Annotated in this window: 22 protein-coding genes, 9 tRNA genes, 1 rRNA gene and 3 pseudogenes; 11 read left to right on the top strand and 24 right to left on the bottom strand. The window is 36.6% G+C overall.

Translation table 11 applies throughout. From position 1 onward, the window contains the following. Positions 1 to 2: 2 nt before the first annotated feature. From BUC25_RS15345 to BUC25_RS15325, 6 genes and pseudogenes are all read right to left on the bottom strand, one after another. Entirely contained in the window at positions 3 to 677 is a 675-nt protein-coding gene (locus BUC25_RS15345; protein WP_073202773.1) for an ABC transporter permease, read from the bottom strand. Next, positions 670 to 1,593, bottom strand: a complete 924-nt coding sequence (locus BUC25_RS15340; protein ID WP_073202772.1) for an ATP-binding cassette domain-containing protein — start codon at positions 1,591 to 1,593, stop codon at positions 670 to 672. Before BUC25_RS15340 ends, BUC25_RS15345 begins: the two co-directional genes overlap by 8 nt. A gap of 139 nt (positions 1,594 to 1,732) precedes the next feature. Continuing rightward, positions 1,733 to 2,668 carry a sensor histidine kinase gene (locus BUC25_RS15335; protein WP_073202771.1) on the bottom strand — a complete coding sequence of 312 codons (936 nt, stop codon included), beginning with the start codon at positions 2,666 to 2,668 and terminating at the stop codon, positions 1,733 to 1,735. A gap of 3 nt (positions 2,669 to 2,671) precedes the next feature. Then, positions 2,672 to 3,367, bottom strand: coding sequence for a response regulator transcription factor (locus BUC25_RS15330; RefSeq protein ID WP_073202770.1), 696 nt, complete (start codon positions 3,365 to 3,367; stop codon positions 2,672 to 2,674). A gap of 318 nt (positions 3,368 to 3,685) precedes the next feature. Then, positions 3,686 to 3,812, bottom strand: a pseudogene (locus tag BUC25_RS19620) (RNA-guided endonuclease TnpB family protein); the annotation flags it as partial. Positions 3,813 to 4,111: 299 nt separating this feature from the next. Beyond that, positions 4,112 to 4,963, bottom strand: coding sequence for an aldo/keto reductase (locus tag BUC25_RS15325; RefSeq protein ID WP_073202769.1), 852 nt, complete (start codon positions 4,961 to 4,963; stop codon positions 4,112 to 4,114). Positions 4,964 to 5,139: 176 nt separating this feature from the next. On the opposite strand from BUC25_RS15325, the gene BUC25_RS15320 reads away from it, so the two are divergent. The 4 genes from BUC25_RS15320 (at position 5,140) to BUC25_RS15305 (ending at position 7,056) form a co-directional block, all read left to right on the top strand. After that, a complete protein-coding gene (locus BUC25_RS15320; RefSeq protein WP_073202768.1) occupies positions 5,140 to 5,547 on the top strand; it encodes a MerR family transcriptional regulator in 408 nt (135 codons plus the stop codon). 276 nt (positions 5,548 to 5,823) lie between these two features. Continuing rightward, on the top strand, positions 5,824 to 6,309 hold the full coding sequence (locus tag BUC25_RS15315; protein ID WP_073202767.1) for a hypothetical protein: 486 nt from the start codon (positions 5,824 to 5,826) through the stop codon (positions 6,307 to 6,309). 44 nt (positions 6,310 to 6,353) lie between these two features. Further along, positions 6,354 to 6,638: a hypothetical protein gene (locus tag BUC25_RS19440; protein WP_073202766.1), complete on the top strand. Its 285-nt coding sequence runs from the start codon at positions 6,354 to 6,356 to the stop codon at positions 6,636 to 6,638. Next, positions 6,595 to 7,056: a hypothetical protein gene (locus BUC25_RS15305; protein WP_139251842.1), complete on the top strand. Its 462-nt coding sequence runs from the start codon at positions 6,595 to 6,597 to the stop codon at positions 7,054 to 7,056. Before BUC25_RS19440 ends, BUC25_RS15305 begins: the two co-directional genes overlap by 44 nt. Before the next feature lie 795 nt (positions 7,057 to 7,851). Here BUC25_RS15305 and BUC25_RS15300 read toward each other — a convergent pair. Next, complete coding sequence (locus tag BUC25_RS15300; RefSeq protein WP_211619596.1) at positions 7,852 to 9,849, bottom strand: endo-1,4-beta-xylanase; 1,998 nt, start codon at positions 9,847 to 9,849, stop codon at positions 7,852 to 7,854. Between the two features lie 1,178 nt (positions 9,850 to 11,027). On the opposite strand from BUC25_RS15300, the pseudogene BUC25_RS15295 reads away from it, so the two are divergent. The 7 genes and pseudogenes from BUC25_RS15295 to BUC25_RS15270 all read left to right on the top strand — a co-directional run bounded on the left by BUC25_RS15295 (position 11,028) and on the right by BUC25_RS15270 (position 14,879). Continuing rightward, positions 11,028 to 11,800 (top strand): annotated as a pseudogene (locus tag BUC25_RS15295) (DeoR/GlpR family DNA-binding transcription regulator). Beyond that, complete coding sequence (locus BUC25_RS15290) at positions 11,800 to 12,135, top strand: NIPSNAP family protein (protein WP_073202763.1); 336 nt, start codon at positions 11,800 to 11,802, stop codon at positions 12,133 to 12,135. The pseudogene BUC25_RS15295 and the gene BUC25_RS15290 overlap by 1 nt, the downstream one beginning before the upstream one ends. A 50-nt stretch (positions 12,136 to 12,185) precedes the next feature. Further along, positions 12,186 to 12,404 (top strand): hypothetical protein, encoded by a 219-nt coding sequence (locus BUC25_RS15285; protein WP_073202762.1) that lies wholly within the window; start codon positions 12,186 to 12,188, stop codon positions 12,402 to 12,404. 527 nt (positions 12,405 to 12,931) lie between these two features. Further along, positions 12,932 to 13,543, top strand: coding sequence for a TetR/AcrR family transcriptional regulator (locus tag BUC25_RS15280; RefSeq protein WP_073202761.1), 612 nt, complete (start codon positions 12,932 to 12,934; stop codon positions 13,541 to 13,543). After that, entirely contained in the window at positions 13,540 to 14,139 is a 600-nt protein-coding gene (locus BUC25_RS15275) for a hypothetical protein (protein ID WP_244535202.1), read from the top strand. The genes BUC25_RS15280 and BUC25_RS15275 overlap by 4 nt, the downstream gene beginning before the upstream one ends. A 233-nt stretch (positions 14,140 to 14,372) precedes the next feature. Further along, positions 14,373 to 14,483: pseudogene (locus tag BUC25_RS19725) on the top strand (transposase family protein); the annotation flags it as partial. Continuing rightward, the gene (locus BUC25_RS15270; RefSeq protein ID WP_280174067.1) at positions 14,457 to 14,879 is read left to right on the top strand and encodes a helix-turn-helix domain-containing protein; all 423 of its coding nucleotides are present in this window, start codon (positions 14,457 to 14,459) and stop codon (positions 14,877 to 14,879) included. The pseudogene BUC25_RS19725 and the gene BUC25_RS15270, both read left to right, overlap by 27 nt. Before the next feature lie 171 nt (positions 14,880 to 15,050). Here the strand turns inward: BUC25_RS15270 and BUC25_RS15265 are convergent, their stop codons facing one another. The 17 genes from BUC25_RS15265 to rrf form a co-directional block, all read right to left on the bottom strand. Further along, positions 15,051 to 15,476, bottom strand: coding sequence for an ester cyclase (locus BUC25_RS15265; protein ID WP_073202759.1), 426 nt, complete (start codon positions 15,474 to 15,476; stop codon positions 15,051 to 15,053). 867 nt (positions 15,477 to 16,343) lie between these two features. Beyond that, complete coding sequence (glmS, locus tag BUC25_RS15260; protein WP_073202758.1) at positions 16,344 to 18,146, bottom strand: glutamine--fructose-6-phosphate transaminase (isomerizing); 1,803 nt, start codon at positions 18,144 to 18,146, stop codon at positions 16,344 to 16,346. A gap of 441 nt (positions 18,147 to 18,587) precedes the next feature. After that, a complete protein-coding gene (gene glmM / locus BUC25_RS15255; protein ID WP_073202757.1) occupies positions 18,588 to 19,943 on the bottom strand; it encodes a phosphoglucosamine mutase in 1,356 nt (451 codons plus the stop codon). A 51-nt stretch (positions 19,944 to 19,994) separates the two neighbouring features. Next, on the bottom strand, positions 19,995 to 21,254 hold the full coding sequence (locus BUC25_RS15250) for a CdaR family protein (protein ID WP_073202756.1): 1,260 nt from the start codon (positions 21,252 to 21,254) through the stop codon (positions 19,995 to 19,997). Next, complete coding sequence (cdaA, locus tag BUC25_RS15245) at positions 21,247 to 22,068, bottom strand: diadenylate cyclase CdaA (RefSeq protein ID WP_073202755.1); 822 nt, start codon at positions 22,066 to 22,068, stop codon at positions 21,247 to 21,249. Before cdaA ends, BUC25_RS15250 begins: the two co-directional genes overlap by 8 nt. A 327-nt stretch (positions 22,069 to 22,395) precedes the next feature. Continuing rightward, a complete protein-coding gene (locus BUC25_RS15240; protein WP_073202754.1) occupies positions 22,396 to 23,004 on the bottom strand; it encodes an anti-sigma factor family protein in 609 nt (202 codons plus the stop codon). Between the two features lie 14 nt (positions 23,005 to 23,018). Next, entirely contained in the window at positions 23,019 to 23,582 is a 564-nt protein-coding gene (gene sigW, locus BUC25_RS15235; protein WP_073202970.1) for an RNA polymerase sigma factor SigW, read from the bottom strand. Positions 23,583 to 23,929: 347 nt separating this feature from the next. Beyond that, positions 23,930 to 24,005, bottom strand: a tRNA-Ala gene (locus tag BUC25_RS15230). A 22-nt stretch (positions 24,006 to 24,027) separates the two neighbouring features. Then, positions 24,028 to 24,103, bottom strand: a tRNA-Lys gene (locus BUC25_RS15225). A 46-nt stretch (positions 24,104 to 24,149) separates the two neighbouring features. Next, positions 24,150 to 24,224, bottom strand: a tRNA-Gln gene (locus BUC25_RS15220). A gap of 57 nt (positions 24,225 to 24,281) precedes the next feature. Next, a tRNA-Tyr gene (locus tag BUC25_RS15215) sits at positions 24,282 to 24,367 on the bottom strand. 21 nt (positions 24,368 to 24,388) lie between these two features. After that, positions 24,389 to 24,464 (bottom strand) — tRNA-Thr (locus BUC25_RS15210). A 5-nt stretch (positions 24,465 to 24,469) separates the two neighbouring features. Beyond that, positions 24,470 to 24,545, bottom strand: a tRNA-Val gene (locus BUC25_RS15205). A 117-nt stretch (positions 24,546 to 24,662) separates the two neighbouring features. Continuing rightward, a tRNA-Glu gene (locus tag BUC25_RS15200) sits at positions 24,663 to 24,737 on the bottom strand. Positions 24,738 to 24,757: 20 nt separating this feature from the next. Next, positions 24,758 to 24,829, bottom strand: a tRNA-Thr gene (locus BUC25_RS15195). 3 nt (positions 24,830 to 24,832) lie between these two features. Next, positions 24,833 to 24,907, bottom strand: a tRNA-Asn gene (locus BUC25_RS15190). A 39-nt stretch (positions 24,908 to 24,946) separates the two neighbouring features. Then, positions 24,947 to 25,056: ribosomal RNA gene (gene rrf / locus BUC25_RS15185) — 5S ribosomal RNA — on the bottom strand; the annotation flags it as partial.

Below are 25,056 nucleotides of genomic sequence, written 5' to 3'. Positions count from 1 at the left end.
AATTACATCTCTCCGATATTTTCGGCTGTAATTATAGACAGAAAGACACTGAGACTTCCCACCACACACAGCACCACAAGAACAAGATTAAAATTAAGGTTAATCATTTGTGAGAGATGTGAGTTCATCGCAACAACCCCACAAATCACAGTTGGGACCGTCGCTCTTTTCCATATCCCAAGATAGAAAAGTGGGATAAAACTATTCACAGTAATAATCAATGAACGAAAGATCATTTGACTAAAAAAAGTGATAATATCTGAACGCGTCAAATCACCATTAATAATTGGGTGTATTTGATCAATTACATAAGTGGTAACACCTGTTAACAAATAAGAAGCCATAGTAAGAAGAAATACTAACAACGCAATGAAAATTATCTTCGCTGCAAACAGTTTTTGCCGACTAAACGGGTAACTAAAAGACAAAGAAATCGTTTTATTTTTATATTCATCAATAAAAACCTGATTGATCAATGATGCCCCAAATAAGATAGATCCCATTTGAATGAACAAGTTTAGCTCTATAACTGCAGCATAGCTCTGACCAAAATCAGCACTGACTGCTTCGATAAAGAACACGGGCAAAAACATTAATATCAGTGGATAGCAAATCATTTCACCTATAACTGATTTTTGCTTGAGCTTTTTCCATTCTAATCGCATTAGTTTAATCATCCAGATCCCCCCCATTAATTTGCTGATAAAAATAGTCTTCAAGCGAATTGGAATGTTTTTGTATTTCTTCAATTCCAATATCATGAAGAATAAGCGTTCTGGAAATTTCGCTTTGGGTATGTGCCATATCATAAATGCGGATTTTACGATCTTGAATGATTTTCATATTCGAGATGTGGAGATCTTTTTCAAGTAAATAAACAGCGTGCTTCACATCCGTCACCACAAGTTCGATATAATCGGAACGCTCTTTCCGAATATCATTCAGAGTCATCTCGTTTAACAATTTCCCATGATGAATCACACCGACTCTATCAACGATTTGTTCTAATTCCCCTAATATATGACTTGATAGAACAAAAGTCATACCATATTCCTTATTCAGCATTCGAATTAAATTTCGCATATCTTTAATCCCAATTGGGTCCAAACCATTTGTTGGCTCATCTAAAATGATCAGTTCTGGTTTTGTTATGATCGCTCTTGCAATCCCGAGTCGCTGCTTCATTCCAAGCGAAAAATCTTTTACAATCTTGCCTTCAATTCCTTTTAAATTTACCAATAATAATGCTTGGTTTATGTCTTGTTCATCATAAAACCCTAAATACTCACAATGTAGCTTCAAATTATCAAAAGCAGTTAAATGTTCAAAAAATACTGGATATTCGATAATGCTCCCAACTCTTGTCAGTATGGATTTATTTTTTTCTGTAAGCTTCTCGTTAAATAATAAAATTTCTCCTTTTGACGGACTTGTAATCCCCGTTAGCATTTTCAATACCGTTGTTTTACCGGCTCCATTTTGTCCTAAAAAGCCGTAAATTTCTCCTTTTTTAATATGAATATTTATATTAGACACAAGTTCCTCTTCTTTAATTTTTTTCGTTAAACCATTCGTTTGAATGATGTATTCCATGATTTAATCTCCTTTCTCCCTACTACTTCTATCATAAAGATTAAAAACAATTTTTTTCTTTCTTTTTCCTTACAAATTTCTTAAGTTTTGCTGATTATAAAAAAGAGGTGCTCCTGATGAACACCTCTCAGTATAATATCTAATATGTTATTCGCTTAAAAATGCACGTGAATACTGTTTTTTCAAAAGGTTTACTGCTTAGCAGAATCTCACCATTCATGGCTTCGGTTAAGCGTTTGGTAATACTTAATCCAAGGCCACTTCCTTGAAATTCAGGATTTCTTGCATCATCCAATGTATACAGCCTTTCGAACACGCGATCAAGATGTACTTCAGCAATACCTTTGCCTCGATCCCAAATATCTATGGCGATATTTTCACCAGATTCCCGGATAGTTAATCCGAATATACCACCGTCGCTTCCATAACGAATTGCATTTGAAATTAAATTGCTCAAGATGCGATTTAACGCATCCTCATTACCCAGAATAAAATGATTTTGTTCCGGAATGTCTACTTCTACTTGAAGACCTTTTGATTGCAATAAATGATAATACTCCAAGACATTTTTACGGCAAATTTCGTTGATTGATAATCGCCTGATCGGAAAATCAGCATCTCCTGACTCTAGTTTGACAAGGTCAAAAAAATGGTTTATTAAACGAATGACACTTAATGTCTTTTCATGAAGGCGATCTACGAGCTCACTTTGCTCTTCTTTCGACATCTTGTCATTCTTTGTTAACTTCTCGATATATCCTAGAATAACAGTTAGAGGCGTTTTTAAATCGTGTGACATGTTAGAAAGCATTTTTTTCAAACTTTCTTTTGTTCTGACGTTATCTGCAACCATCTTTTGGTTATAAGCTAAAAGGCGATTCACTTGAATAAGCATCTGTTTACCAGATTGCTGATTCGTTTGCACAAACACTTTCTCAGCCGTTTCCTGCTCGATGATACGAGCTATATGATCACTTATTTGATTAAGTTCACGATCGGTTTTTCGTTTTGATAAATATTGCCATCCTATGATGAATAGCAAAATGATAATCATTGCAATTAGTAAAAAATTCATACCTTACTCCCCTAATTTATAGCCAATTCCCCAAATCGTTCGTATATATTGCGGATTTGATGGATCTTCTTCTATCTTTCCACGCAGTCTTCGAATATGAACATTGATGACATTCTCATTGCCAAAGTAATCATCTTTCCATATCAACTGGTATATTTGTTCCTTCGTAAAAACTCTGCTTTGATTCGTCATAAAAAGCTTTAATATATAAAATTCCTTCGATGTAAGCTGAATATTTTTCCCGTTTACTTTTGCAGAAAAAGTATCCAAGTCCAGAGTCAATGCTTTAAATTGAATTTCATTTGAATAGGGATGCACTACTTCTGGAAGGTATTGTGTAGCTCTTCGAATGGCAGCTTGAATCCTTGCCGTTAATTCAATAACGGAAAATGGTTTGCTTATATAATCATCCGCACCAAAACTGAGACCTAACGTTTTATCTACGTCACTTTCTTTTGCTGAGATAATAAGTATCGGAACAAAGCTTGTCTCTCTAATTTCCTTCAAAAACTCCATCCCATTTAACTTGGGAAGCATCAAATCTAGCAATACAAGGTCAATTGTTTTATTTTCAAAAAAACAGAGTGCCTCCTCTCCGTCAAAAGCAGTAAACACTGTGAAATTTTCCTGTTCTAAATGACTTGTAACCAGTTCACTTATTTCCTTGTCATCTTCTACAATCAATATCTTCTTTTGCATATTCAAGTATTCATTCCTTTGCGATTATATACTGTTAGCGAAAAAGATAGGTAAAAAAACTTTTATTTCAACTAGTCATCTTGTAAAAAATTTGATCATTCTGGATTTGTTATCTCATTATTGGCCCGTTTGCTACACTATCATAATCGAGTTATTAAGGTAATTATATCAAAAATATACTACTTACGTGAACTACTCCCACCACTTACTACCCTTTCGAGATGCTTGAAGTGGGGGCTTTTTGGGTGTTCGCCACTTTTATTAGTTTATTAGCTTACGAAATGAACCAAGCTAACCCTCTTATTCCAAGAGGTCATCTCCTTTCATGTTTAAATCTTTCATCACAACCGCATCATAGTTCGGTTACGAACTCCTTAGGTTGTTGGTGAAGGAAATTCTTACATTGGTTAGCGACTTTCTCTTGCATTTTCGATACTCGAATACGTTATTTATTCCCATGGGAAGAGCATTTCTTGCATTCTTCAATCTCGCAACTACCATAAATTCACCATCAACCGTAATCAGCGCAAATAATACAAAAAATCACAGCCTCGTTTATCTTTGATTTACTTACTAAAAACCCCTGCTGAGTATTATTGACCCTTCCCCCAAAAAGTGGACATGTTGATAAATGATTTAATAAAAAAAAGAGAGTATCCTCAAAAACCGTTAAGCTTTTGGTACTCTCTTTTTCTTTTTACATATAAGAATAACCGCGTAATGAATTTATGACTCGATCAAAGGCTACAGATCGACTTTCAAAGTACCCATTCCCTTGGCGACTTCAGGATCGTGGTACGATAAGAAAAGACTTTCCTGTGTATCTAAGGTGGAAATCTTCTCGACATCTTCCCCGCTCAGCTCAAAATCGAAAATATCGAAGTTTTCGATGATCCGTTCTTTATGCACCGATTTCGGAATCACAACGACATCGCGCTGAACTAGCCAACGCAGCACAACCTGTGCAACAGATTTGTTGTGTTTTTCCGCAATTGAGATCAGCACCTCGTTGCTGAACATATTGTTGCGTCCTTCGGCGAATGGTGCCCACGACTGGTGCTGCACTCCCTGCTCTTTCATAAAAGCACCACTCTCAATCTGCTGGTAGAACGGGTGCGTTTCAATCTGGTTGATGGTGGGCACGACTTCGTTATGCACAATGAGATCCATTAGACGGTCGGGTAGGAAATTACTGACACCGATCGCCTTGATCTTGCCTTCACGGTAAAGGTCTTCCATCGCGCGCCAAGCACCGTAATAATCGCCGAATGGCTGATGAATAAGGTATAGATCGAGATAGTCGAGCTTCAGTTTCTGCAGAGACTTTGTAAACGCCAGCTTGGCACTCTCGTAGCCAGCATCCTGAACCCAGAGCTTGGTTGTGATGAACAGCTCTTCGCGCGGTATGCCGCTTCGCTTTATCGCGCGTCCGACCGCTTCTTCGTTCAGGTAACCAGCAGCAGTGTCGATCAAGCGATAACCGGCCATCAGTGCTTCATATACCGCATTCTCACATTCATCAGCATCGGGGACTTGGTAAACACCGAAGCCGATGATCGGCATTTTTACTCCATTATTCAAAGCAATAGTTTGCATGGTAATTCCTCCCATAGTTCAAATATTAAATGCAAACGGTCGCCGTACACATCTCGCAAATCGGGCGCCACGACGGAGATTGTGCCTACAGTCAATTTGCATTATAATAAGCTTACCTCCTTCGTGTTACACGAAGGCAAGTTGTTTTAACAAATTTTTTCCAAGGAGGATTGCACATGCATATGGTAAAAGAAGCCGCCCTCATAACGGGACTCACCGAGCATGCTGTTCGTTTTTACACGGATAAAGGACTAGTGCCAAGTGTAAAGCGCAATAAAAACAACATTCGGCTGTTCGACGAAGAATCGATCAACTGGTTGTATGGTGCAAAGTGCCTCAAGAAGACTGGGATGCCGATAGAAAACATCAAAACGTACGTTGATCTCTGCCTCGAAGGTGATTCGACCGTCCCAGAGCGTTTCGCGCTTATGATGGAGTATAAAGAAGTGGCGCAAATTCAGCTCGAAGAAGCCAAGCAGCGCCTCGCACATTTGGAGGAAAAAAAACTCCAATATCAGGCTATTCTAGAGAACCGCATCCCGGACACAACCAACCCCAGCAAATGGGAAAAAAAATCGGAATGAAAAGGCCAATGGATTCATGAACGGTAACTTTGTTTATCCATAACAGAGGAAGGACTGAAAGGAGATAGAAAAAAGAACAGAAGAAAAAGGATAACCTTCTCTTCTGCTCTAAACCTCTATAAATCAAGTTTTTTTCGATGATGAACCACTTCAATATCATGCCACTTTTCTCACAAATCTTCTCCAAAAGTCTCTCTCAAATGCTCTTTCCTTTCTCATTCACGGAAAAACATTAATACTTACGGAAAGAGATTAAGACTTATGGAAAAACATTAATTGTGGGTGACACCTAACACGGAGAATGAAGCTTGGCAAACCCTCCCAGATACAGATCACGAAGAAATCATTGCAGATTATAAAAATAACCCTTCCTGTATCAATTATGACCTTTTGCGCGAGCACATAGACAAATTAACCATCAATGTTGTAGACGATGATGACATAGCATATTATGAATTAGTCTTCAATGGTGACTCTAACATATATCACCAATTAATTTCTCAAAGTAATATTGATGCTTCAGCAGAAGAGCAGGCTTCAGTCAATGATTTTACAATAACAGTGAAACTCGAGAAAGATACAGGCCATCTCATCGATTTCTATACAGAAATGTATGGAACCATGGATTTTGAGGGAAAAGATATTAACCTCTTTGAAACCATGACTTACTATGTTGAAGGCATTAATATATTTGAAAATGAGGATGAATATTTTCTAGTTCCAAACGGAGTCAAAGCGTATATTGAAAGTGAGGATGAATAAAAAACACTCCTTTAAAAATAAGACTAGATTGTGGGGCGCGGAGTTTGAAAAATGTTTGTATAATAATTACTAGTTTGTTATCTCTAGTTGTGTTATTAATTGCATGCCAGCCCAAACAAGCGGAACCATTTATAAATGATGAAGCAACGAAAAAACGTGCACATGAAATAATTAAAAAAGAAGCAAAAACCAAATTCGGAATCTCTCTAAAACCTACAACAATTGGGTATGCTTCAAAAGGAAAATCAACAAATTACAACAAAATTTATGTAAACTATACAACTGTTGAGAAACCAATATACAGAGGAAGGGGGGGTTATTTTTGTTGATACAGAAAAAAATCAATGGAAATTAACCGAGGTTAATCATTTAGGCTTGAAGAAAACGCAAGGGTTGGTCACTATTGGTTCGAGGATATTAGAGCATTTATTAGCGAACAAGCATAAGCCCTTATCGAATCAATTGGATGAATACATCGCCTCAAAACCTAAACTTGAATGGGATGATGATTTCCCCTACACTCACTCAGTTTTTTTCAAAGCTGCTCCTCCGGATGATGAAAAGATAAATAAAGTTCTAAGTCTTTATGGCAAAAATAAATTTGAAAACCTTTCGCCTGATCAAGCCAGTAAGTATGTGGACATGTTCAAACCTAACACCCCCGAACACGAGACAAGAGGAATTCACCTCCACATTTTGAAAATAGGTTCAAATATCATTCCCAATCGTTCCATACTTGTATGGTAGTATTCTTAGAAATAAATGTCAAGGAAAATTTTTGTTACTGGAATTATATTGGGATGGGATGGGATGGGATGGGATGGGATGAGTGTATTTCGCTAAATCTATGAAATTATCAATTGAAATTTTCTATAAATGACATGATTTTTTGCAAGATGACCAGTGTAGTAAAGGCAAAGTGGATTATTTGATTAGTTTAAGTTTGTAATAGGAGAGAATGAGCGTTTTACGTTCAATGGTCTTCTTTCTGGTACAAAGTAAAAATGCGTTTCATTTATACTTTTTTTAAAAGGGATTTCATTGAACAATTGAAAATAAATCTTCACACCTGCCTTTTATTGCAGAAACTTCTAAAGCATTGGTTTTATCTTCAACCGCAGATGTACTACTGATTCCAGATAATAAAAAAGTTAAAGAAACCTCCTGATATCAATGGTTCCCTTAAATTCTGAAGCATTTTTTCCTCTCCTTTTAATAAATTCCTTATAAAGGGAAAGGGACAAAAAATCCCTTTCCCGCAAGCTAAAAATTTCCTATTGCTGATGTTTTTATTACCTTGAAATTATCCAGTTATCATCTTTTTGGGGTTGACCATTGTTTGTTAAGTAAAATCTGTCGATTGTTGCTTCATCTTCTCTTGCCCAAATGTTTAAGTTATGCAAGCCAACTGTATCAACTGGTAATACTCCTACTTTAACCTTACTTAAAAAGGATCCAAACATCATAATCTACAGGATGATTAAAATTAATCTTTTAAGAAAGTTCTGGGCTATTTTCACTAAGATTAATAGTACCATCTTTTCATTTCGTTGGTTTCAGCTGAACAGGCTCACTCTTGGCGACTACAACATCGTTCTCAGTATAGCTGATATAACCCCAGTAGGTCTCATTATTGGTCAATCCCTTGATGTGTACACCCTTGGCTTTATAATTGACGTTATCATACTGTTTATACGAGCCATTTTTACCAGTCTCAGAGAGAGAAAAGGTATAACCTTTTCCATTTGCGGACTTGATGTCAAAGCCAATATGGGCCTGACCGTTGCCATTTTTAATTACACTCGATGGAATGTTATCCTCACTGTTAACACCCTCTGGCCAATTTACAAGAAGTGAATCAGGATCTCCGTTGTCCCCTACCTTCTCCACCTTAATCCAGTTGATTGAGAATGCGTTACCACCACCGCCACCACGGATGGCAATGTTACCAATCAGACCATCAGCAGGTTGTGAACCATCTAGTTTTATTTCAGTAGTTAGAGTATAGCTTCCCATATTAACCATACCACTGTTGAAATATGCAGGTATATGCTTAGCCACATCGTTGGCAGAATACTGATACTTATTTACGTTCGCTCCGTCAGCACTAGTATAGTTACCATTTGAATTATCTTTTATCCAACGTACACGAATCGAGCTAGTACCTTTTGCGGTGTAGTTGAAACTTAAACGGTATGTGGCGTCTTTTTCAGGAGTGAAAGCGACTTGTCCGTCCTCATCTGTTGTGGACCATGGCCAATAGGATGTGTCATTACCTAGTATAATATTTGCTCCGGACCAAGCATCTCCTTTACTCGTATCATATACATAAACACCATCGATTTGCTTTTGTTCTTCATCTGGATCTGTTTCTATATATTCGTGGGTTGCAAGAAACTCTTCAGGGTATAGAATGCCAAGCAATGCTTTTTTGGCATGCCCATCATAGTCATAAGGCATAGCAAATTCGCCACCCTTCCAGCCATCACGTACATCTCTCACGCCTGCGAGTTTTACTGTTTCTATAACCTTTGAATTTCCTGTAGTATTGGCTGGACCTGAAGCATAATTTCTATAAATTTGGATCAATTCAGCATACTTCATCCCCTGATTATTTTCATTCTCAGGAGTCAGTTCGCCAGGTGGTAAAGCAATGTCCATCTCAGTAACATGAACTTTGACTCCCGGGAGTGTCGAAAACAGTTTGATATTTTCTTCAACGTCTTGGACATTGGTGGCAAGGTTGTAGTGTCCCTGCATACCAATAGCTTCAATCAGAGGTTTACCATTTGGACGGACATCTGCATACCGCTCATTAATATCTTTTACCATCTCGTAAACAACGCGAGCTTTTTCAGGAGAATCAAGGCCAAAATCGTTATAAATCAGTTTGACATCCCATCCATTACTGTCAACGACCTCGGCTGCTTTCAGGAAGGCTAACTCTACCCACTCCCATCCTAGAGCCATATACCAGCCTTCTCCTTTGTCTAAAGACGCTTTCCAATCGTCAGGGTCTGAAGTTCCGATAGCTTCGTTTACAACATCTATACCTTCAATGTGACTGCCGTAGTAGCCAAGTACATTCTCAATATGAGTATTGAGGTTTTCCAGAGCCGTTTCTCTATCGAATACACCAGGCTGGTCGTATCTAGCTGGTGGTGCGTCCCACATCCACGTAGGTGTCTGTGAATGCCACGCGAGAGTATGTCCATAAAAAAGCATATCTGGGTTTCTATCAGAATAGGTTTCCATCGCGTTATCCGCACTAGTGAATGTAAAGATGCCTTTTTCTTTTTGAGTATTCTCAGGTTTCATCTCATTGCCTGGTGTATATGAAGCGTAATTGTAAAGCAATCCCTCAATCTCACCTTTACCAAAGATACCGAAGGAGAAGTAATCTTTATATTCATCCTTTAGTGCTGGATAATTTTCATAAGTCAATCCTGTGGGAGGTAAGTCATTGTTGGTATTCGATTTGGCAGTTAACAAGTCTTCATTTAAGATTGATGCCACTAGCAATATTGACAAGGATAGCAACAAAGCTCGTCTAGAAACGGCTTTTTTAGACAATGAAACCAACTGTTTTAGAGATAATTTAGTTTTCATAAGTAGTTTTCCTCCTTTAATAAGAATTTTTACCCATTTTATTTTAATTGGGATTTATTAACATTCATTCCAATGGTACGCACACCAGCGTGAGTAAGCGTTTTCTATTTTGATAAATCAACACTTATGTTTCCTCCCCTCGTTTATACTTTTATATGAATACTAGTATACCAGTTGCGTAAGCGATTTCAACAAGAAGTTAAAAGATATTTTATATTAGTGGCGAAATCTCAATATATCTTGAATTGCTATTCAATGTTTGTTTTACGAAAAAAAAATAATCACGTGGAATTATTTGTAAAAGTGGGTTGGATTTAGGGAGGGAAAGAGATTAACTGGGGACAGATAGATCATAAAGTGAAAGAGAATATGAGGAAATCAACTATTGATCAAAGAATGAGAAACTATTTCTATTAGCTATAAAGAAATTAGTTGAATGTCTCCACGTAACTCCCTCTTACAAAACCCCAAAACCCACCCAATCCCTTACCCCACATACACTCACACCCTTTTCCAACCCTAAATACTCGCCTTTTATTTTAACTCGGTTTTACAAAGAAAATCATTATTTCTAGTCGAAATTAATCAAAAATCAATCGAGAAAGATTCGAGAAATGGAACTAAGTTTTACAGAGTAGATGGGAGAATTAAGAGAATAGATAAAGGAATCATCACTTTTTTTATTCTCTCTACTTCATATTTTTACACACAATTACGTTTTTTTATATCTCCAACCATTGTCACGCTTGGTTTCTCATCCTTTCCGCCAAACAAAAAAGAACCGAGAATCTGTACAAATAGTACGTTCCCGATTCTTCTTGAAATATTACTTAAAGCCGATATATAAACGGAACTCGCTTCTCCTTATTTGTAAAACTTACTTACATTTTGTAAAAAGAGTTACATTTTTGTAAGAGAGAGTTACGGGGAGACATAATAGAATTTAAGTTTTAAGTTCAAGAGCGAATTTACTAATGATAATATCAAACAAAACATTAATAAAACCTAACAAACATGAATAAACATGAATTAAAAAGTTGCCAAAACGGAATAAAAATGAAAATATAGGAATAGATAAAGGAATAAAAAAGCATTTTGGAGGTAATAGAATGTTTTCTGACGAAAGAAGGCAAGAAATTTTAGAACTTTTAGAGAAAAATGGTCGGGTTTTAGCAAAAGATTTATCAAAATCTTTTAATGTGTCCATCGACTCTATTAGAAGAGATTTATCTATTATGGAGGAGCAAGGATTATTAAAAAGAACACATGGAGGGGCTATTCCTTTCCCCGCTGTTAGACAAATGGCACAACCTCCATCTAAACGTTATGGGGAAGGGAGTATCTACCAAAACGCAATAGCCAAATTAGCATCTTCTTATATAGAAGAGAACCAAACTGTGTTTATTGGTGGAGCATCAATTCATTATGTTTTACTCAAATATTTGCCTAATAATTTCCCGTTCACTGTAATTACCAATTCTGTAGAAATTGCCTATTATTTAAGGCATATAGATAGTATCAAAACCTATCTTATAGGAGGAGAGGTTAAAAGTTCGGGTAACATAACAGATGCATTAGCAAATGAATTTGCCCGACAATTCACAGTTGATCTATGTTTTGCGGCGGCAGGAGCATTATCGTCAAAGGATTAAGTACAGCAAATCCAGAGGTCTCGGTTTTTCACAAAACTGTCTATAATAATTCGATCAGGATAATAGCCTTAATAGAACATATGAAATTTGGTGTCAATATGTTTTCAGGTATGTATCCAGTGAAGAAATTAAACATGATCATTACTGATGAAGAAACAACAAAAGAAAATATAGAGACGATAACAGCACAAGGTGTGAAGATAATAGTGGCTAAAAGGAGAGAAGGATAATGTTCTATAGGAGAAAATATTATTTAGTAAAAAGTGAGTTTGCAGAAGAACTTAATACACATTTCATTAATACAAATATGCCGAACCAGCTTAAACATGGTTCACATTTAATTGGTCGTTGGATGAAGGCTAACAAAGACAACACCACAGAAATATTTGCCATATGGGAATATGATAGTTATGAAGATTACTTAAATATTGAAGCTAAAATAAGAATGGATGAAGCTCATGTTGCACGTATAAAAGAATGGTATGAACAATATGGTGGAAGAGACCATGTGTTAAAGGAATATATACTGGATGTGAAAAATGAAGCTATAGAGTCAACAGTATAACAAGGGTAGTTATAAAGACCAACTTCAATAAATTAAAATGAGGTGTGTGAATGAAATTTGCTGTTAATTTTTCTAAAGAAGCGGAAAAGTTGATAAAAAATAATGATGTACAAATAGATATGTTTAAATGTCCAAACTTTAGCAAGGAATTGATTATCCAAGCTGAGAGTTCCAAACCCTGTTACGTTCATTCTGGTTTATACGCTGGAAGCGGTCAAATTCACACAGTTAATTGGGATGTTATTGATGGATTAAGAAGACATACGTGACAGTATGCCAATGACCTCCAAAGATTAAGAGTTAGCATCTTGGGTAATTAGGAGATTAAAGGATGGATATTGACAAAAACCTTGAGTGGTAGCTTTAGAGTATGGGGGTATCTGTCCCGAAATTAATTGGCGCTCTGATGAAGAAATATTATGAAAACCAATTCTTACTCTTTATAATATAGTAAATAGTTAAAGTAAGTTTTGCTTTGGATACAAAAATGAGCTTAGGTTATAAGGTCATTTGGGTTTCCAAAATGGCTCAACCTCTAATGTAGTTTCTTGGAAAACATCATTAACAGATAATGGGTATTCGGATTATCGTATGGAAAGCATCTATGGTTAAATAATAGTTCTTAAATCCGTAATTCGGATAACTGTGTGGAAAAATATTATTACAACCGTAACCACGTGTTCTTTTCGAACATCAATTACAATTAACCAAAGACTTGACAAAGAATAAATCTGAGTATAAAATGACCTAACGGTCAATTATGACTGTTAGGTCATTTTATTTCGTGGAGGGGAAAATGTCTATTAGAATGAAAGAGAAATTCAACCAAAGGAATGAATTAATCTTACAAAAAGCAGAGAAGTTAATAAAAGCCAATGGCTATCAAAATATAAAGATGATCGATATTGCTGAAGCCTTAGACATCGCAAAAGGTACTCTTTACTTGCACTTCAAATCAAAAGAAAGATTGGTTTTCTCAATAGTAAAGCCCAAAATAGCACAATTTCTTAAATTCGTAGAGGATATATCTAGTTGTGACAATACAGCGAAATACAAAGTAATAAATATTATCCAAAAAGGATATAAAAGTGATTTTTTTGATTTTGTTTTAGCAAGTTTTCCTGATATGGGAGCAGTGTTTAGTGAAGATCACAATAAGGAGTTATCTTCTATTCAAAAAAAGATCATTGAACGTTTCGAACACGTAATAAAAGAGGGAATGGAAAGCAAACAGTTTGATAGTAAAGCTCCTTCCAACTTCTTGGCACTTCAACTTATGCAATTATTTGATCCACTTGTGTACAATTCCCAAGTTACTAAAGGGGATATGAGTCATGAGGATTTTGTTCAAATTTCTACAGGCTATTTTCTAAATGCAATTAAATGCGAAGGAGATAAAAAATTATGAGTTATGCAGAAATTAAAACAAAGACTGTTGAAAAAGTTATTTCGGAAGAACAGTTTTATACTCTAAAGGAATCTTTAGTTCAGTCATACCTATTTATGGATGAATTTAACAAACAGGAGGTTAAGGAACTTTTACTATACGTTTTTAACATCAATGAACAAGAACTTATTGAACGTTCTTCATCTTTCCTTAAACATAAATCTGAAAGAGCAACACAAACTTTTACAATAGAAATCGCTGAACAATGGGTTGAAAAGTCGAATATAAAAGATATTCCCTCACTACTTGGATTGACTCATACAAATATTGAAATTATTGGACCTAAAGGGTCGGTTAGTGGAAGTCATCATCTAGCGGATTGGTTAGATCGAGCAAACCTTAAATTAGTTACGGTAAATCGATTTGCTAAAGGGCATGATATTGTTCTGGAACAAAAAGGTACATGGTATGAAGATAATGGTGAAATAAGAGGACAAGCCACCGTCTATACTTATATGAGAGTAACAGGGGGGAAAGTTGCTTTTATAGCACGTTATGATAATAAAATAGAAGCCTTTCATATGAGTGGATTAAACGAAGAAAATATAATTAATTAACAAAACCACCTATGTAGCAAGACTAGGAAGTTTTATATGGTGAATTAAAAGGCTGAAAATAATAGTTTTTATAGACAGCTATTGGTACAAAGATTCTCATAAAGAAAAGGGGAATGATGTTAATTAACTTGCTTAATCTCCCAATTTTTAGATCCTTAATATGCAGGAGAGTGAGAACGATTATCGTTTTTTGGTAGAAAAGACATTCCCCCTCTCCCTCTTATTGTCCAAAATGTGGTACCCTTGCAAACTTATATAAACATGGTAAGAAACAACAGCTATTTTTCGACCTGCCAATGCACGCAAAACGTGTTGGTATTTATGTCAATCGCCAACGATATAAATGTAGGGAATGTAAAGAAACATTTTTTGAAAATCTGCCAGATATGGATGTCAATCGTTCTGTAACTAATAGGCTATTAGATTGGATTCAAGAAACAAGTCTTGAAAAAGCATTTACCAGCGTTGCAGAAGAGATAGGTGTTGACGAAAAGACTGTACGAAACATCTTCAACGATTATGTTGCTGAGCTTCAAGCCCGAACAGATTTCAGAACCCCTAAAGGGCTTGGTATTGATGAAGTACATCTGCTTAAGAACTACCGTTGTGTCATTACAGATGTTGAAAACAAGTCGGTAATTGATATTTTACGAAAACGCAATAAGGATATGGTTATCAGTTATCTGTATAAACTCCAAGACATTGATAAAATAGAGCTTGTAGCCAATAGTATGGCATAACCTCATTTTAAAGAACATAAAAAGAATCCTTTTTGAAAAAAGATTGATCAAAATGGATTCTTTTTTTGTGAATTAGCATACATTTTTTATTAAAAAGTTCGATCCTTTTATAGCTGTGTTCTTCCATACTCATGTCTAATTACAGAAGATCTCGTTATTTTATTTACTAACTTAAAACATTCCTAGTTGTTCCATAAGATTTACCCCATCAGAGGACACCCAATAGTCCTTTATCAATCCGTCTTTCACAAATAAAATATCCATACCATTGAAGCTCATTTTTTCTCCAATTTCTGCCTTGGCACCCTGCATGCCTCCTTTATAAGATCCTGTGAATTCCCAACGTGCTGATACGTATGATTTGTCTACGATAGGTCCTACTTCAATCGTCATTTTCACATCCTCAAAGAATGCGCAACTATCCATAATGATCCCCTTTAATGCTTCTGATCCTTTTATTTCATCCGAAGTTTTTCCGTCAGTTCTTGCCTGATGAACCGTGCAATCAGCAGATGTTATTTCCTCAAGTACAGAAACATCCTCATTCCAAGCTTTTACCCATAATTCATAAATCTGCTTTCCATCATAAACCTTCAAATCAAACTACCTCCTTTGCCTAATTTTATGTTGTTATAGTTCAATTCGATAAAAATTAGTCTTTTTCCTGTTTTTTAAAAATAAATAAGAAAAAAATCCTTATTACTTCAGAAACGCGTCCTATTCTAGAAGAGTGCTAGCTTCCCATACCTTACCCTTTTTGGGCACATTGAACTAATCGATTAACTTCAATATTGCTTCCTGTAATCAATTTTATCACTTTTCTGCCCTCTTGCAAAAGAGTCATCACGGAATGCTACAATTTAGGATGCAGCTGCGCCTTCTATCATAAACTGATGCTTTTTTGCCATATAGTATACTGCTGTCCCCCCCCCCAGCCTGTTACCTACCTCGCGAAATTAGTATCCCAAAAAAATCAATCTCTTTCCCTAACCAAATCACTCTCAACCCTGTTTTCCCTTTTTCTAACAGGTAATTAAGTTGTTCCGTAAGTTGGAGAAAAAGAATGCCTCTTTCTTCTCATATCTTCTCTCTAAAACCGTTGGGTTTCTGACGGTATTGATGAAATTGGGATTGAAATACTGTTTGATTAGGTGCTACTCGGAAAATAATAGAAGACAGATTGAATCCATTGTTGGCATGGGTTTGAGAGGGTTAGAGAGAGATGAGAACCAAAAAAAAGATAAGAAAAAGGCTGAACCTTGATGGAATCCAGCCTGTGTTTCTTATTGAATTTTTATTGATTTGGTGTTGATTTTGTATCGAAAAAATAATGAATCGGAGCGGTTTTTTGATGCATTTTTCTACTCATTTTTGCTCCTATAAAATTCATTCACGAACGACTTTGTTGCCCAGGGAACGAGAAAGTTTTTGCGGAACAAGTGACAATTATCCATAAACATCATTTTATTCCACTGTAACAGACTTCGCTAGATTACGTGGCTTATCTACGTCACAATCACGGTGAAGTGCCGCATAATAAGAAAGTAACTGCATTGGTATTACACTTACTAATGGAGTTAATAAATCATGCACTTGCGGTAGTACAAAAGAATCTGCATCCTTCTCTAGTCCTTTCATACTCACGACACATGTGTTAGCTCCACGTGCTGCAACTTCCTGAACATTTCCACGAATGGAAAGATTGACACTCTCTTGTGTTGAAATCGCAATGACAGGTGTGCCTTCTTCGATTAAAGCGATCGTACCATGCTTTAATTCTCCACCAGCAAAACCTTCAGCTTGGATATAGGAAATTTCTTTTAATTTCAATGCCGCTTCCTGGACTACATGATAATCCATACCACGTCCGATAAAGAAGGCATTTCGCGTTGTTTCGAACATTTCTTTCGCAATACGTTCAAATTCCTCTTTTTGATCTGTTAGAGTTTCCATTGCACTTGCTACAATACCTAGCTCTTGTAATGGATCAAACGATAAATCAATGCCTTTTGCTCTAGCACTATCTACAGCTAGAATAGCTAAAACAGCTATTTGAGCTGTATAAGCCTTGGTTGAGGCTACTGCAATTTCTGGCCCTGCATGTAAATGCAAAGTATAATCTGATTCACGAGAAAGGGTTGAACCAGGCACATTCGTAATGGTTAATGCCGGGTGCCCTAAAGCTTTTGTCTGTACTAAAACGGAACGACTATCTGCTGTTTCACCACTTTGTGAAATAAACACAAATAATGGTTTTTCAGATAAGAGTGGCATATTATAAGAAAACTCACTAGCAATATGCACCTCTACTGGAATATTGGCTAACTTTTCAATAAATTGTTTTCCAACTAAGCCAGCGTGATAACTTGTTCCTGCTGCAATAATATAAATGCGATCCGCTTTTTTCATAGCTTTACGAATATCTTTATCCAATTTTATGGTATCGTTTTGATCTTGATACTCTTGAATGATTTTACGAATAACAAAAGGTTGTTCGTCAATTTCTTTTAACATAAAGTGTGGATAGGTTCCTTTCTCCGTATCAGCTGCATCAATTTCTGCTACATAGGATTCACGCTCGACTACTGTTCCATCCAGTTTTTGAATCTCTACACTGTCACGTTGTACCAACACCACTTCTTTATCTTCAATTTCAACATAACGATTCGTCTCTTTTAATGTCGCCATCGCATCACTTGCGACTAAATTATAGCCGTCACCTAAACCAACAAGTAAGGGACTTTTGTTTTTAGCAACATAAATAAGATCTGGATTTTGATTATCAATTAAAGCAATCGCGTAAGATCCTTTTAAGATAGAAAGAGCTTTACGGAAACCAGCTAACACATCATTCGTCTGTGCAACAAATTGCTCGATCAACTGCACCACAATTTCGGTATCTGTTTCACTTTTAAGAGAAACACCAGTTAAAAACTCATCACGAATTTCGTAATAATTTTCAATGACACCATTATGCACCAATGTAAAACGGCCAGAATTACTCTGATGCGGGTGTGCATTATCTTCGCTAGGTTCCCCATGTGTCGCCCATCGTGTATGACCGATCCCCATTGTTGAGATTACATCATGATCTACCTTATCTCGTAAAGCCGCAATTCTACCCTTTACTTTAAAAACATTCATACCGTTATCGTTTAATAAAGCAACACCTGCTGAATCATATCCACGATACTCTAATTTTTCTAATCCATTTAGTAAAATTTCCTTCGAATCATTTGCTCCAATATAACCTACAATACCGCACATAGCGTTGTTTCCTCCTTATAATAAGGGGCAAACAAATAGCCATTATTACCTTTCAAGTAACAAGGGGCGATTGTCTGCCCCTTTCTCGTGTTTGATTAATTTGGCATCTAGTCTTTATTCTTGTACAAAAAGTTGCCTTTTTGCTTTCGAATAAACACATTCGGTTGAGATGTACAACCGGGAGGCATCCGCCGATCAAACTCGATAAACCTCCTCCTCGTCAGCTATGATTGTTTCGGACGTCATAGCCCTGGCGCTTTACAGTAATATACTTCGAAGCTCCTTCCTTTATTTGAGTGGGTCATTATTTGAAATGACTCTATTTATTTTACTTTAAAAGCTCCTTTTAATCAACATATAATCTAAAAAGGACTTACTATAATACTATGCATTTATAATATATAAGTGAAAAAAGAAGCTGCGGTATCCACAGCTTCTTTTTTATCCTTGTTCTTCCATTCCCATTACTTGCTGGATCACTTCTACTACTTCATTCACATAGCGATTACAATCTTCTAATGTAGGAGCTTCGACCATGACTCTCACTAGTGACTCTGTACCAGATGGACGGACTAATACTCGACCTTGTGAACCCATCTCTCCTTCTACTTTATCAATGGCATCCAACACGGTTTTATTCATCATTACTTCATTTTTCTTAATAACTTGAACATTTTTTAATACTTGTGGAAATTTCTCCATTTCGTTTGCTAATTCGGATAACGGTTTTCCTGTTTCTTTCATTACGTTTACTAATTGCAATGCCGATAACATGCCATCACCAGTAGTATTATAGTCTAAAAAGATGATATGACCTGATTGTTCACCACCAAGGTTATATCCGCCTTTTCGCATTTCTTCCATCACATAGCGATCGCCTACTGCTGTTTTGTTACTTTTCATTTGATTGGCTTCTAGTGCCTTATAAAACCCAATATTACTCATTACCGTTGAAACAACACTGGAATGGCGAAGCATTCCTTTTTGGTTCCAATATTTACCGATGATAAACATGATTTGATCACCGTCAACAATGTTTCCTTTTTCATCAACTGCAATTAATCGGTCTCCATCTCCATCAAAGGCTAGTCCAATATCTGCACCTTTGTCCAAGACAAGTGCCTGAAGTTTCTCAGGATGTGTCGAACCTACTCCATCGTTAATGTTTAAACCGTTGGGTGATGAACCGATCGTTGAGATATCTGCTTCTAAATCTGCGAAAAGGTGTGAAGCAAGTCCTGAAGTTGCTCCATGTGCACAATCTAGAGCGATATGTAAACCATCAAACTCATTATCAATCGTCTCTTTTAAGAAATGAATGTATTTTTGACCACCTTCAAGATAGTCGTTGACCTGACCAACGTGTTCCCCTACAGGTCTCGGTAAATCATCAGTTCCCTTGTCTAGCAAAGCTTCAATTTCTTCTTCTTGTTGATCCGATAATTTAAAACCGTCCGATCCAAAGAATTTTATACCGTTATCTTCTACCGGATTATGTGAAGCGGAAATCATAACACCTGCTTGTGCTTTCATTACTTTAGCTAAATAAGCTACTCCTGGAGTAGAGATAACGCCTAGTCTCATTACTTCTGCACCAATTGATAGAAGACCTGCTACTAAAGCACCTTCAAGCATCGTTCCTGAAATGCGAGTGTCACGCCCAATAAGAATTTTTGGTTTTTCCGATTCTTTTGTTAGTACATAACCACCAAATCGTCCCAGTTTAAAGGCTAATTCGGGTGTTAAATCTTTATTGGCGATGCCTCGGACACCGTCAGTTCCAAAATATTTTCCCATTTTCTAATTCTCTCCTTTTACGATACTTACTATCAGTCTGCCATTTATGTACTATTCTTCTTGTTCGATGTTTACTGTTACTTGCTCATACTCTAATTCTATTTCAACACTTTCTTCCAATTCCTGAGGTCTGGTGAGCTCTACGGGAACTTGATGTTCACCAGGGGTGAGACCCCCAATATCAATTGATAATTGGAGATCATCAGCTGTAAAATCTGTTAAATCAGAAGGATAACCTCGCACAGTTAGATTCATACTTTCTGTACTTGGCTCCACATAGGATACTGTAAATCCCTCTGATTCCCCTACAACATTAATGGCAACATTCTCTAATTTCTCTTCTTCTATAGACTCGATATCTACATTAATCGTTACAGTTTCTGTCCCTATCTTTCTTATATCTGAGGAAACGTCTAACTCTACTTCCATTGTTCCACTTTCTGTGATTTCACTTAAATCAATTGGTTTCGTTACAATTTGGTCTAACTGTGCTAAATAATCTTCCGATGCATAAACCTGTACTTCTTCTGTTTCAGTTTCTAAGCTATTTAAACGTAATCCTTCAGGTAATTCATTTGTTGTTTCAATCGATATTGGAACTTGTTTATTCGGATTGACCATATCAACCGTCACTTCTACGGTAGGAGGGTCAATTCTAACATTTAATTCATTTCCTTCGTTATCATATACCTTGATAGGAACATTCTCAATTGTTTGTGTTTCATTAAAGCCTTCCACGTCCACAAAGCCTTTAATAATCGCAATATTATCTACGATACTTTTTGAACTTGTCACCGTTATTGTTTGCGGGTCAGCAATAACATTTGCAACTTCAAACCCTGCTTCTACCTTATCACGGTTAACAACATCTATAGTGACATTAAATTCTTGACTTGCTCTTTCTTCGATAGATACTTCTATTTCTTGAGGTTCTATATAGACATTGAGCCGATCCGTAATCCCTGAGTATTCAAGGGGTACAGTATGTGTACCAGGTTCTAACCCTTCTAAATTAACAAATACATCAAAATTTCTTTGTAATTCCGTTGAAGTGACGATACTTACAGACCCTTGTAGCGTAACTTTGACTGTTTCAGGCACACCACTTACAACATATTTTTCTTCATCTATTTGTGTTTGAACCGGCACATCCTCAAGAGCTTGTGTTTTATTAGTGATACCAAAGGGGTTTTCAAAACCATCATCATTTTCATCAACATTCTCATCAAAGGCTACAACAACAAAAAGTAAAACGGATAATAACAAAGCGACAACTCTAATTACCCATGGCTTTTCTAACCATTTATTCATTTCGCTTACCCCTCCAATTCCATGCTTTTGTCGTAGAGGTTTTAAATTTATTCACCAATTCCGTCTCCAATATTTCTGACAGTTTTTCTGTTGTCAAATTACGGTGTAACTCACCATTTTTCGTACAAGAGATGTTCCCTGTTTCTTCCGATACAATAATGGTTACGGCATCTGTAACTTCACTAATTCCTAACGCTGCTCTATGACGTGTTCCTAATTCCTTTGAGATAAATGGACTTTCCGACAAAGGTAAATAACACGCAGCCGCTACTATCTCGTCACGGTTGATAATAACTGCTCCATCGTGTAAAGGTGTATTTGGTATAAATATATTCGTTAATAGCTGATTGGTTAATTTTCCAGTGATCGGGATACCTGTTGAGATATAATCACCCATTGCTGACTCGCGCTCAATCGTTATTAATGCACCAATTCGACGTTTCCCCATATATTTACAAGATTCCACAATAGAATGAATCGATTGATTTAATTCTTCTTCTTCAGATGCAGTGTTTCTAGAGAAAAAGCTTCCACGTCCTAATTGTTCTAAAGCTCGTCTGAGTTCTGGTTGGAATAAAATAATAATTCCTAATGGACCCCACATAATAACTTGCCATATAATCATGCGAACCGTACTTAATTCAAAGAGAACACTGGCCAAGTATAATGTAACAACAACAAAAATACCTTTCAAAAGCTGAATGGCCTTTGTACCTCGAATAAGCATTAATAATTTATATAAAACATACCAAACAATTGTAATATCTACTACAACTTTCAAAATTTCCAGTAAATTCAAGTCACCATTAAGCATGCAAACACAACCTTATGTCCATCTAAATCCTCTTCCTATTTAGTATTGTAGTTATTTATCATTATAGCATATAAAGTGAGACTTTTGAGCAGTGGGAATTTTTTATTCCTTACTGCTCATTAGCGAAACTTATCAGGAAGCTTATCGTGTTCTCCTCCATTTATTTTTTACATTATATGGATGAGAGGAATTAAAGACGTTTTTGTACTATGATTATGTAGTTAAAACGTAACAAGAAACACTATTCACTTATATTGTGTGCACATGACTTTATAAATATTTTAAAACAGTGACTCTTTTATATAAAATACAGAGTCACTGTTTATATTAATCTAAACTAAAAACACTCTCGACAAGGTCTTTTAGTTTATACCACATCCAGTTAAATACTTGATCTACTTCTTTAATTTCACCTGTTACCTTACCAGCAGAAGCAGAGAGATGCTCACCATTAATTAAGATAATATCACCTAATACCTCTCCTTCTACCTTTACATTCCCATTTTTAATCTCTAAGTCATTCTCGATAACGACTCCTTCAGGCACAATTACAGTATCATTTTCTACAATTAAATTTTGACCTTTAGGGTAACTTAATTGCTGATCTTGACTCCAAGCAGAGAAAATGCCTGAAAACATAAAGACAAAAAAGATTGCTGCTGCTGTTAAAAACGGATGGAACTTCATCCACCTTTTAGCTGACATACGCTTTTTTTCTTTTGGTAATTGTGCCATTACGTTACTTGTGAAGTCAAGAGTCGGCTTTAATTCTATATTTGCAGTAACCAAAGCTACGGTTCTTTTAAGTTCTTTAAAATGTTTTTGACAAGCTTCACAGGACTGTAAATGGGAGCGTAACGTTTGTTCCTCTTCTTTCGATATATCACCATCTAAAAATTGATGCATTAATTCAATAACTTCTTTATTACATTTCATTTCACTCACACCCCTTATACATGGCGAAGCCTTTTCCTTAGAGCTTCTCTTCCTCTATGAACCCTAGTCTTCACTGTCCCCACGGGTATTTCTAAAATTTCACTAATTTCCTTAAGAGATAATTCATTGATAAACCGTAATGCGATGATCGTTCGGTATTTTTCAGGTAATTGCATTATTTCCTGTTGAATATAACTTTGCATTTCTAAACTTTCTACTTCTTCTTCGGGTAAAGCTTGGTCAGCTGGCAACTGTGCATACATATTCAAACCATCTGCACCTTTTATTTCTGCATCAAGATAATAATCGGGTTTCTTTTTCCTGATTTTATCAATGGTTAGATTCGTAGCAATTCGATATAGCCAAGTAGAAAACTTTCGATTCTCGTCAAAAGATTGAATATTAATATAAGCACGTATAAAAGCTTCTTGTGCAATATCTTCAGCTTCATGACGATTACCAATCATTCTGTAACAAATAGCAAATACTTTATTCTGGTAAAACGACACAATATCCTCAAATGCCGATTGATCGCCCTTTTTTACTAATTTTATGTTCTTTTTTATTTTCTCCTCAATCATCTAATAACCTCCGCTACTTTTGCGGTTAATATATTTACGTACAACCACTACTTAGGGTTTCATTTAAAATAAACTTTTTTAAATTTTATTTTCCATAGCTATTATATCAAGAATCCAGATATATTTGTTGTGGAATTACATTTTTTTCAGATAATAGTAAATAGGTTCCAATCAACCCACTGATTTTATTCATTATACGAAGACTATTGTAAAAATGTATCTATAATTAACTTCTACTCATCATATAACAAGAAAAAACGTATCCAATGCAAATAATTTGGCCATTAAAAAAAGCCGTTTCTTTTCTAGAAACCGCTACTTGTTATATATTATATGAATATGAGTGGTGGAGCCTAGCGGGATCGAACCGCTGACCTCCTGCGTGCAAAGCAGGCGCTCTCCCAGCTGAGCTAAGGCCCCTTTACTTATTCATTATTAATAATGGTGAGCCATGGAGGATTCGAACCTCCGACCCTCTGATTAAAAGTCAGATGCTCTACCAACTGAGCTAATGGCTCTTAAGAAAAGTTTACAAATGTTGCTTATGATTTATAAAATAAAAAATGGCTGGGCTAGCTGGATTCGAACCAGCGCATGACGGTACCAAAAACCGTTGCCTTACCGCTTGGCTATAGCCCAACAAAAAAATATTAAACGTTCAGATTTAGTTTATACACTTTGAATAAAATTATACAATGGTGGAGGGAGTAGGACTCGAACCTACGAACCCGATGGGAGCGGATTTACAGTCCGCCGCGTTTGGCCAACTTCGCTATCCCTCCATGTATTCATATATAACTAAATGGTGCCGGCCAGAGGACTTGAACCCCCAACCTACTGATTACAAGTCAGTTGCTCTACCAATTGAGCTAGACCGGCTTGAATGGTGGAGGATGCAGGGCTCGAACCTGCGACCCCTTGCTTGTAAGGCAAGTGCTCTCCCAGCTGAGCTAATCCTCCGAAATACAGGATGTACAAGTGCATACGTTGCACAAATATTTTTGATGGGGCGAGTAATCGCAGTCCCAGGACGCTGTGAATTTAGTATGCCATCCTTAATCTGGTTTAATTGTTGTTTGGTGACCCGTACGGGATTCGAACCCGTGTTACCGCCGTGAAAGGGCGGTGTCTTAACCACTTGACCAACGGGCCAAAATTCATAAAAATAGCAGAGCTTCCAGCCGGACTTGAACCGGCGACCCCTTCCTTACCATGGAAGTGCTCTACCACTGAGCTATGGAAGCAATTGGCTCCACAGGTAGGATTCGAACCTACGACCGATCGGTTAACAGCCGATTGCTCTACCACTGAGCTACTGTGGAAAGTTACACATATGATACTTCTCAAAGCAATTTTTGGTTGCCTGGCAACGTCCTACTCTTGCAGGGGCGCGAGCCCCAACTACCATGGGCGCTGGAGAGCTTAACTGCTGTGTTCGGCATGGGAACAGGTGTGACCTCTCCGCTATCGT

This window comes from Gracilibacillus kekensis (assembly GCF_900143085.1).
GTDB lineage: Bacteria > Bacillota > Bacilli > Bacillales > Amphibacillaceae > Gracilibacillus > Gracilibacillus kekensis.
This window is presented reverse-complemented; position numbering and strand designations above follow the sequence as displayed.

What these genes read in the sequence shown, in the direction of transcription:
- BUC25_RS15345 (WP_073202773.1), bottom strand. Translation starts at nt 677, where the DNA reads ATGATTAAACTAATGCGATTAGAATGGAAAAAGCTCAAGCAAAAATCA.
- BUC25_RS15340 (WP_073202772.1), bottom strand. Translation starts at nt 1,593, where the DNA reads ATGGAATACATCATTCAAACGAATGGTTTAACGAAAAAAATTAAAGAA.
- BUC25_RS15335 (WP_073202771.1), bottom strand. Translation starts at nt 2,668, where the DNA reads ATGAATTTTTTACTAATTGCAATGATTATCATTTTGCTATTCATCATA.
- BUC25_RS15330 (WP_073202770.1), bottom strand. Translation starts at nt 3,367, where the DNA reads ATGCAAAAGAAGATATTGATTGTAGAAGATGACAAGGAAATAAGTGAA.
- BUC25_RS15325 (WP_073202769.1), bottom strand. Translation starts at nt 4,963, where the DNA reads ATGCAAACTATTGCTTTGAATAATGGAGTAAAAATGCCGATCATCGGC.
- BUC25_RS15320 (WP_073202768.1), top strand. Translation starts at nt 5,140, where the DNA reads ATGCATATGGTAAAAGAAGCCGCCCTCATAACGGGACTCACCGAGCAT.
- BUC25_RS15290 (WP_073202763.1), top strand. Translation starts at nt 11,800, where the DNA reads ATGTTCTATAGGAGAAAATATTATTTAGTAAAAAGTGAGTTTGCAGAA.
- BUC25_RS15285 (WP_073202762.1), top strand. Translation starts at nt 12,186, where the DNA reads ATGAAATTTGCTGTTAATTTTTCTAAAGAAGCGGAAAAGTTGATAAAA.
- BUC25_RS15280 (WP_073202761.1), top strand. Translation starts at nt 12,932, where the DNA reads ATGTCTATTAGAATGAAAGAGAAATTCAACCAAAGGAATGAATTAATC.
- BUC25_RS15275 (WP_244535202.1), top strand. Translation starts at nt 13,540, where the DNA reads ATGAGTTATGCAGAAATTAAAACAAAGACTGTTGAAAAAGTTATTTCG.
- glmS (WP_073202758.1), bottom strand. Translation starts at nt 18,146, where the DNA reads ATGTGCGGTATTGTAGGTTATATTGGAGCAAATGATTCGAAGGAAATT.
- glmM (WP_073202757.1), bottom strand. Translation starts at nt 19,943, where the DNA reads ATGGGAAAATATTTTGGAACTGACGGTGTCCGAGGCATCGCCAATAAA.
- BUC25_RS15250 (WP_073202756.1), bottom strand. Translation starts at nt 21,254, where the DNA reads ATGAATAAATGGTTAGAAAAGCCATGGGTAATTAGAGTTGTCGCTTTG.
- cdaA (WP_073202755.1), bottom strand. Translation starts at nt 22,068, where the DNA reads ATGCTTAATGGTGACTTGAATTTACTGGAAATTTTGAAAGTTGTAGTA.
- BUC25_RS15240 (WP_073202754.1), bottom strand. Translation starts at nt 23,004, where the DNA reads ATGAAATGTAATAAAGAAGTTATTGAATTAATGCATCAATTTTTAGAT.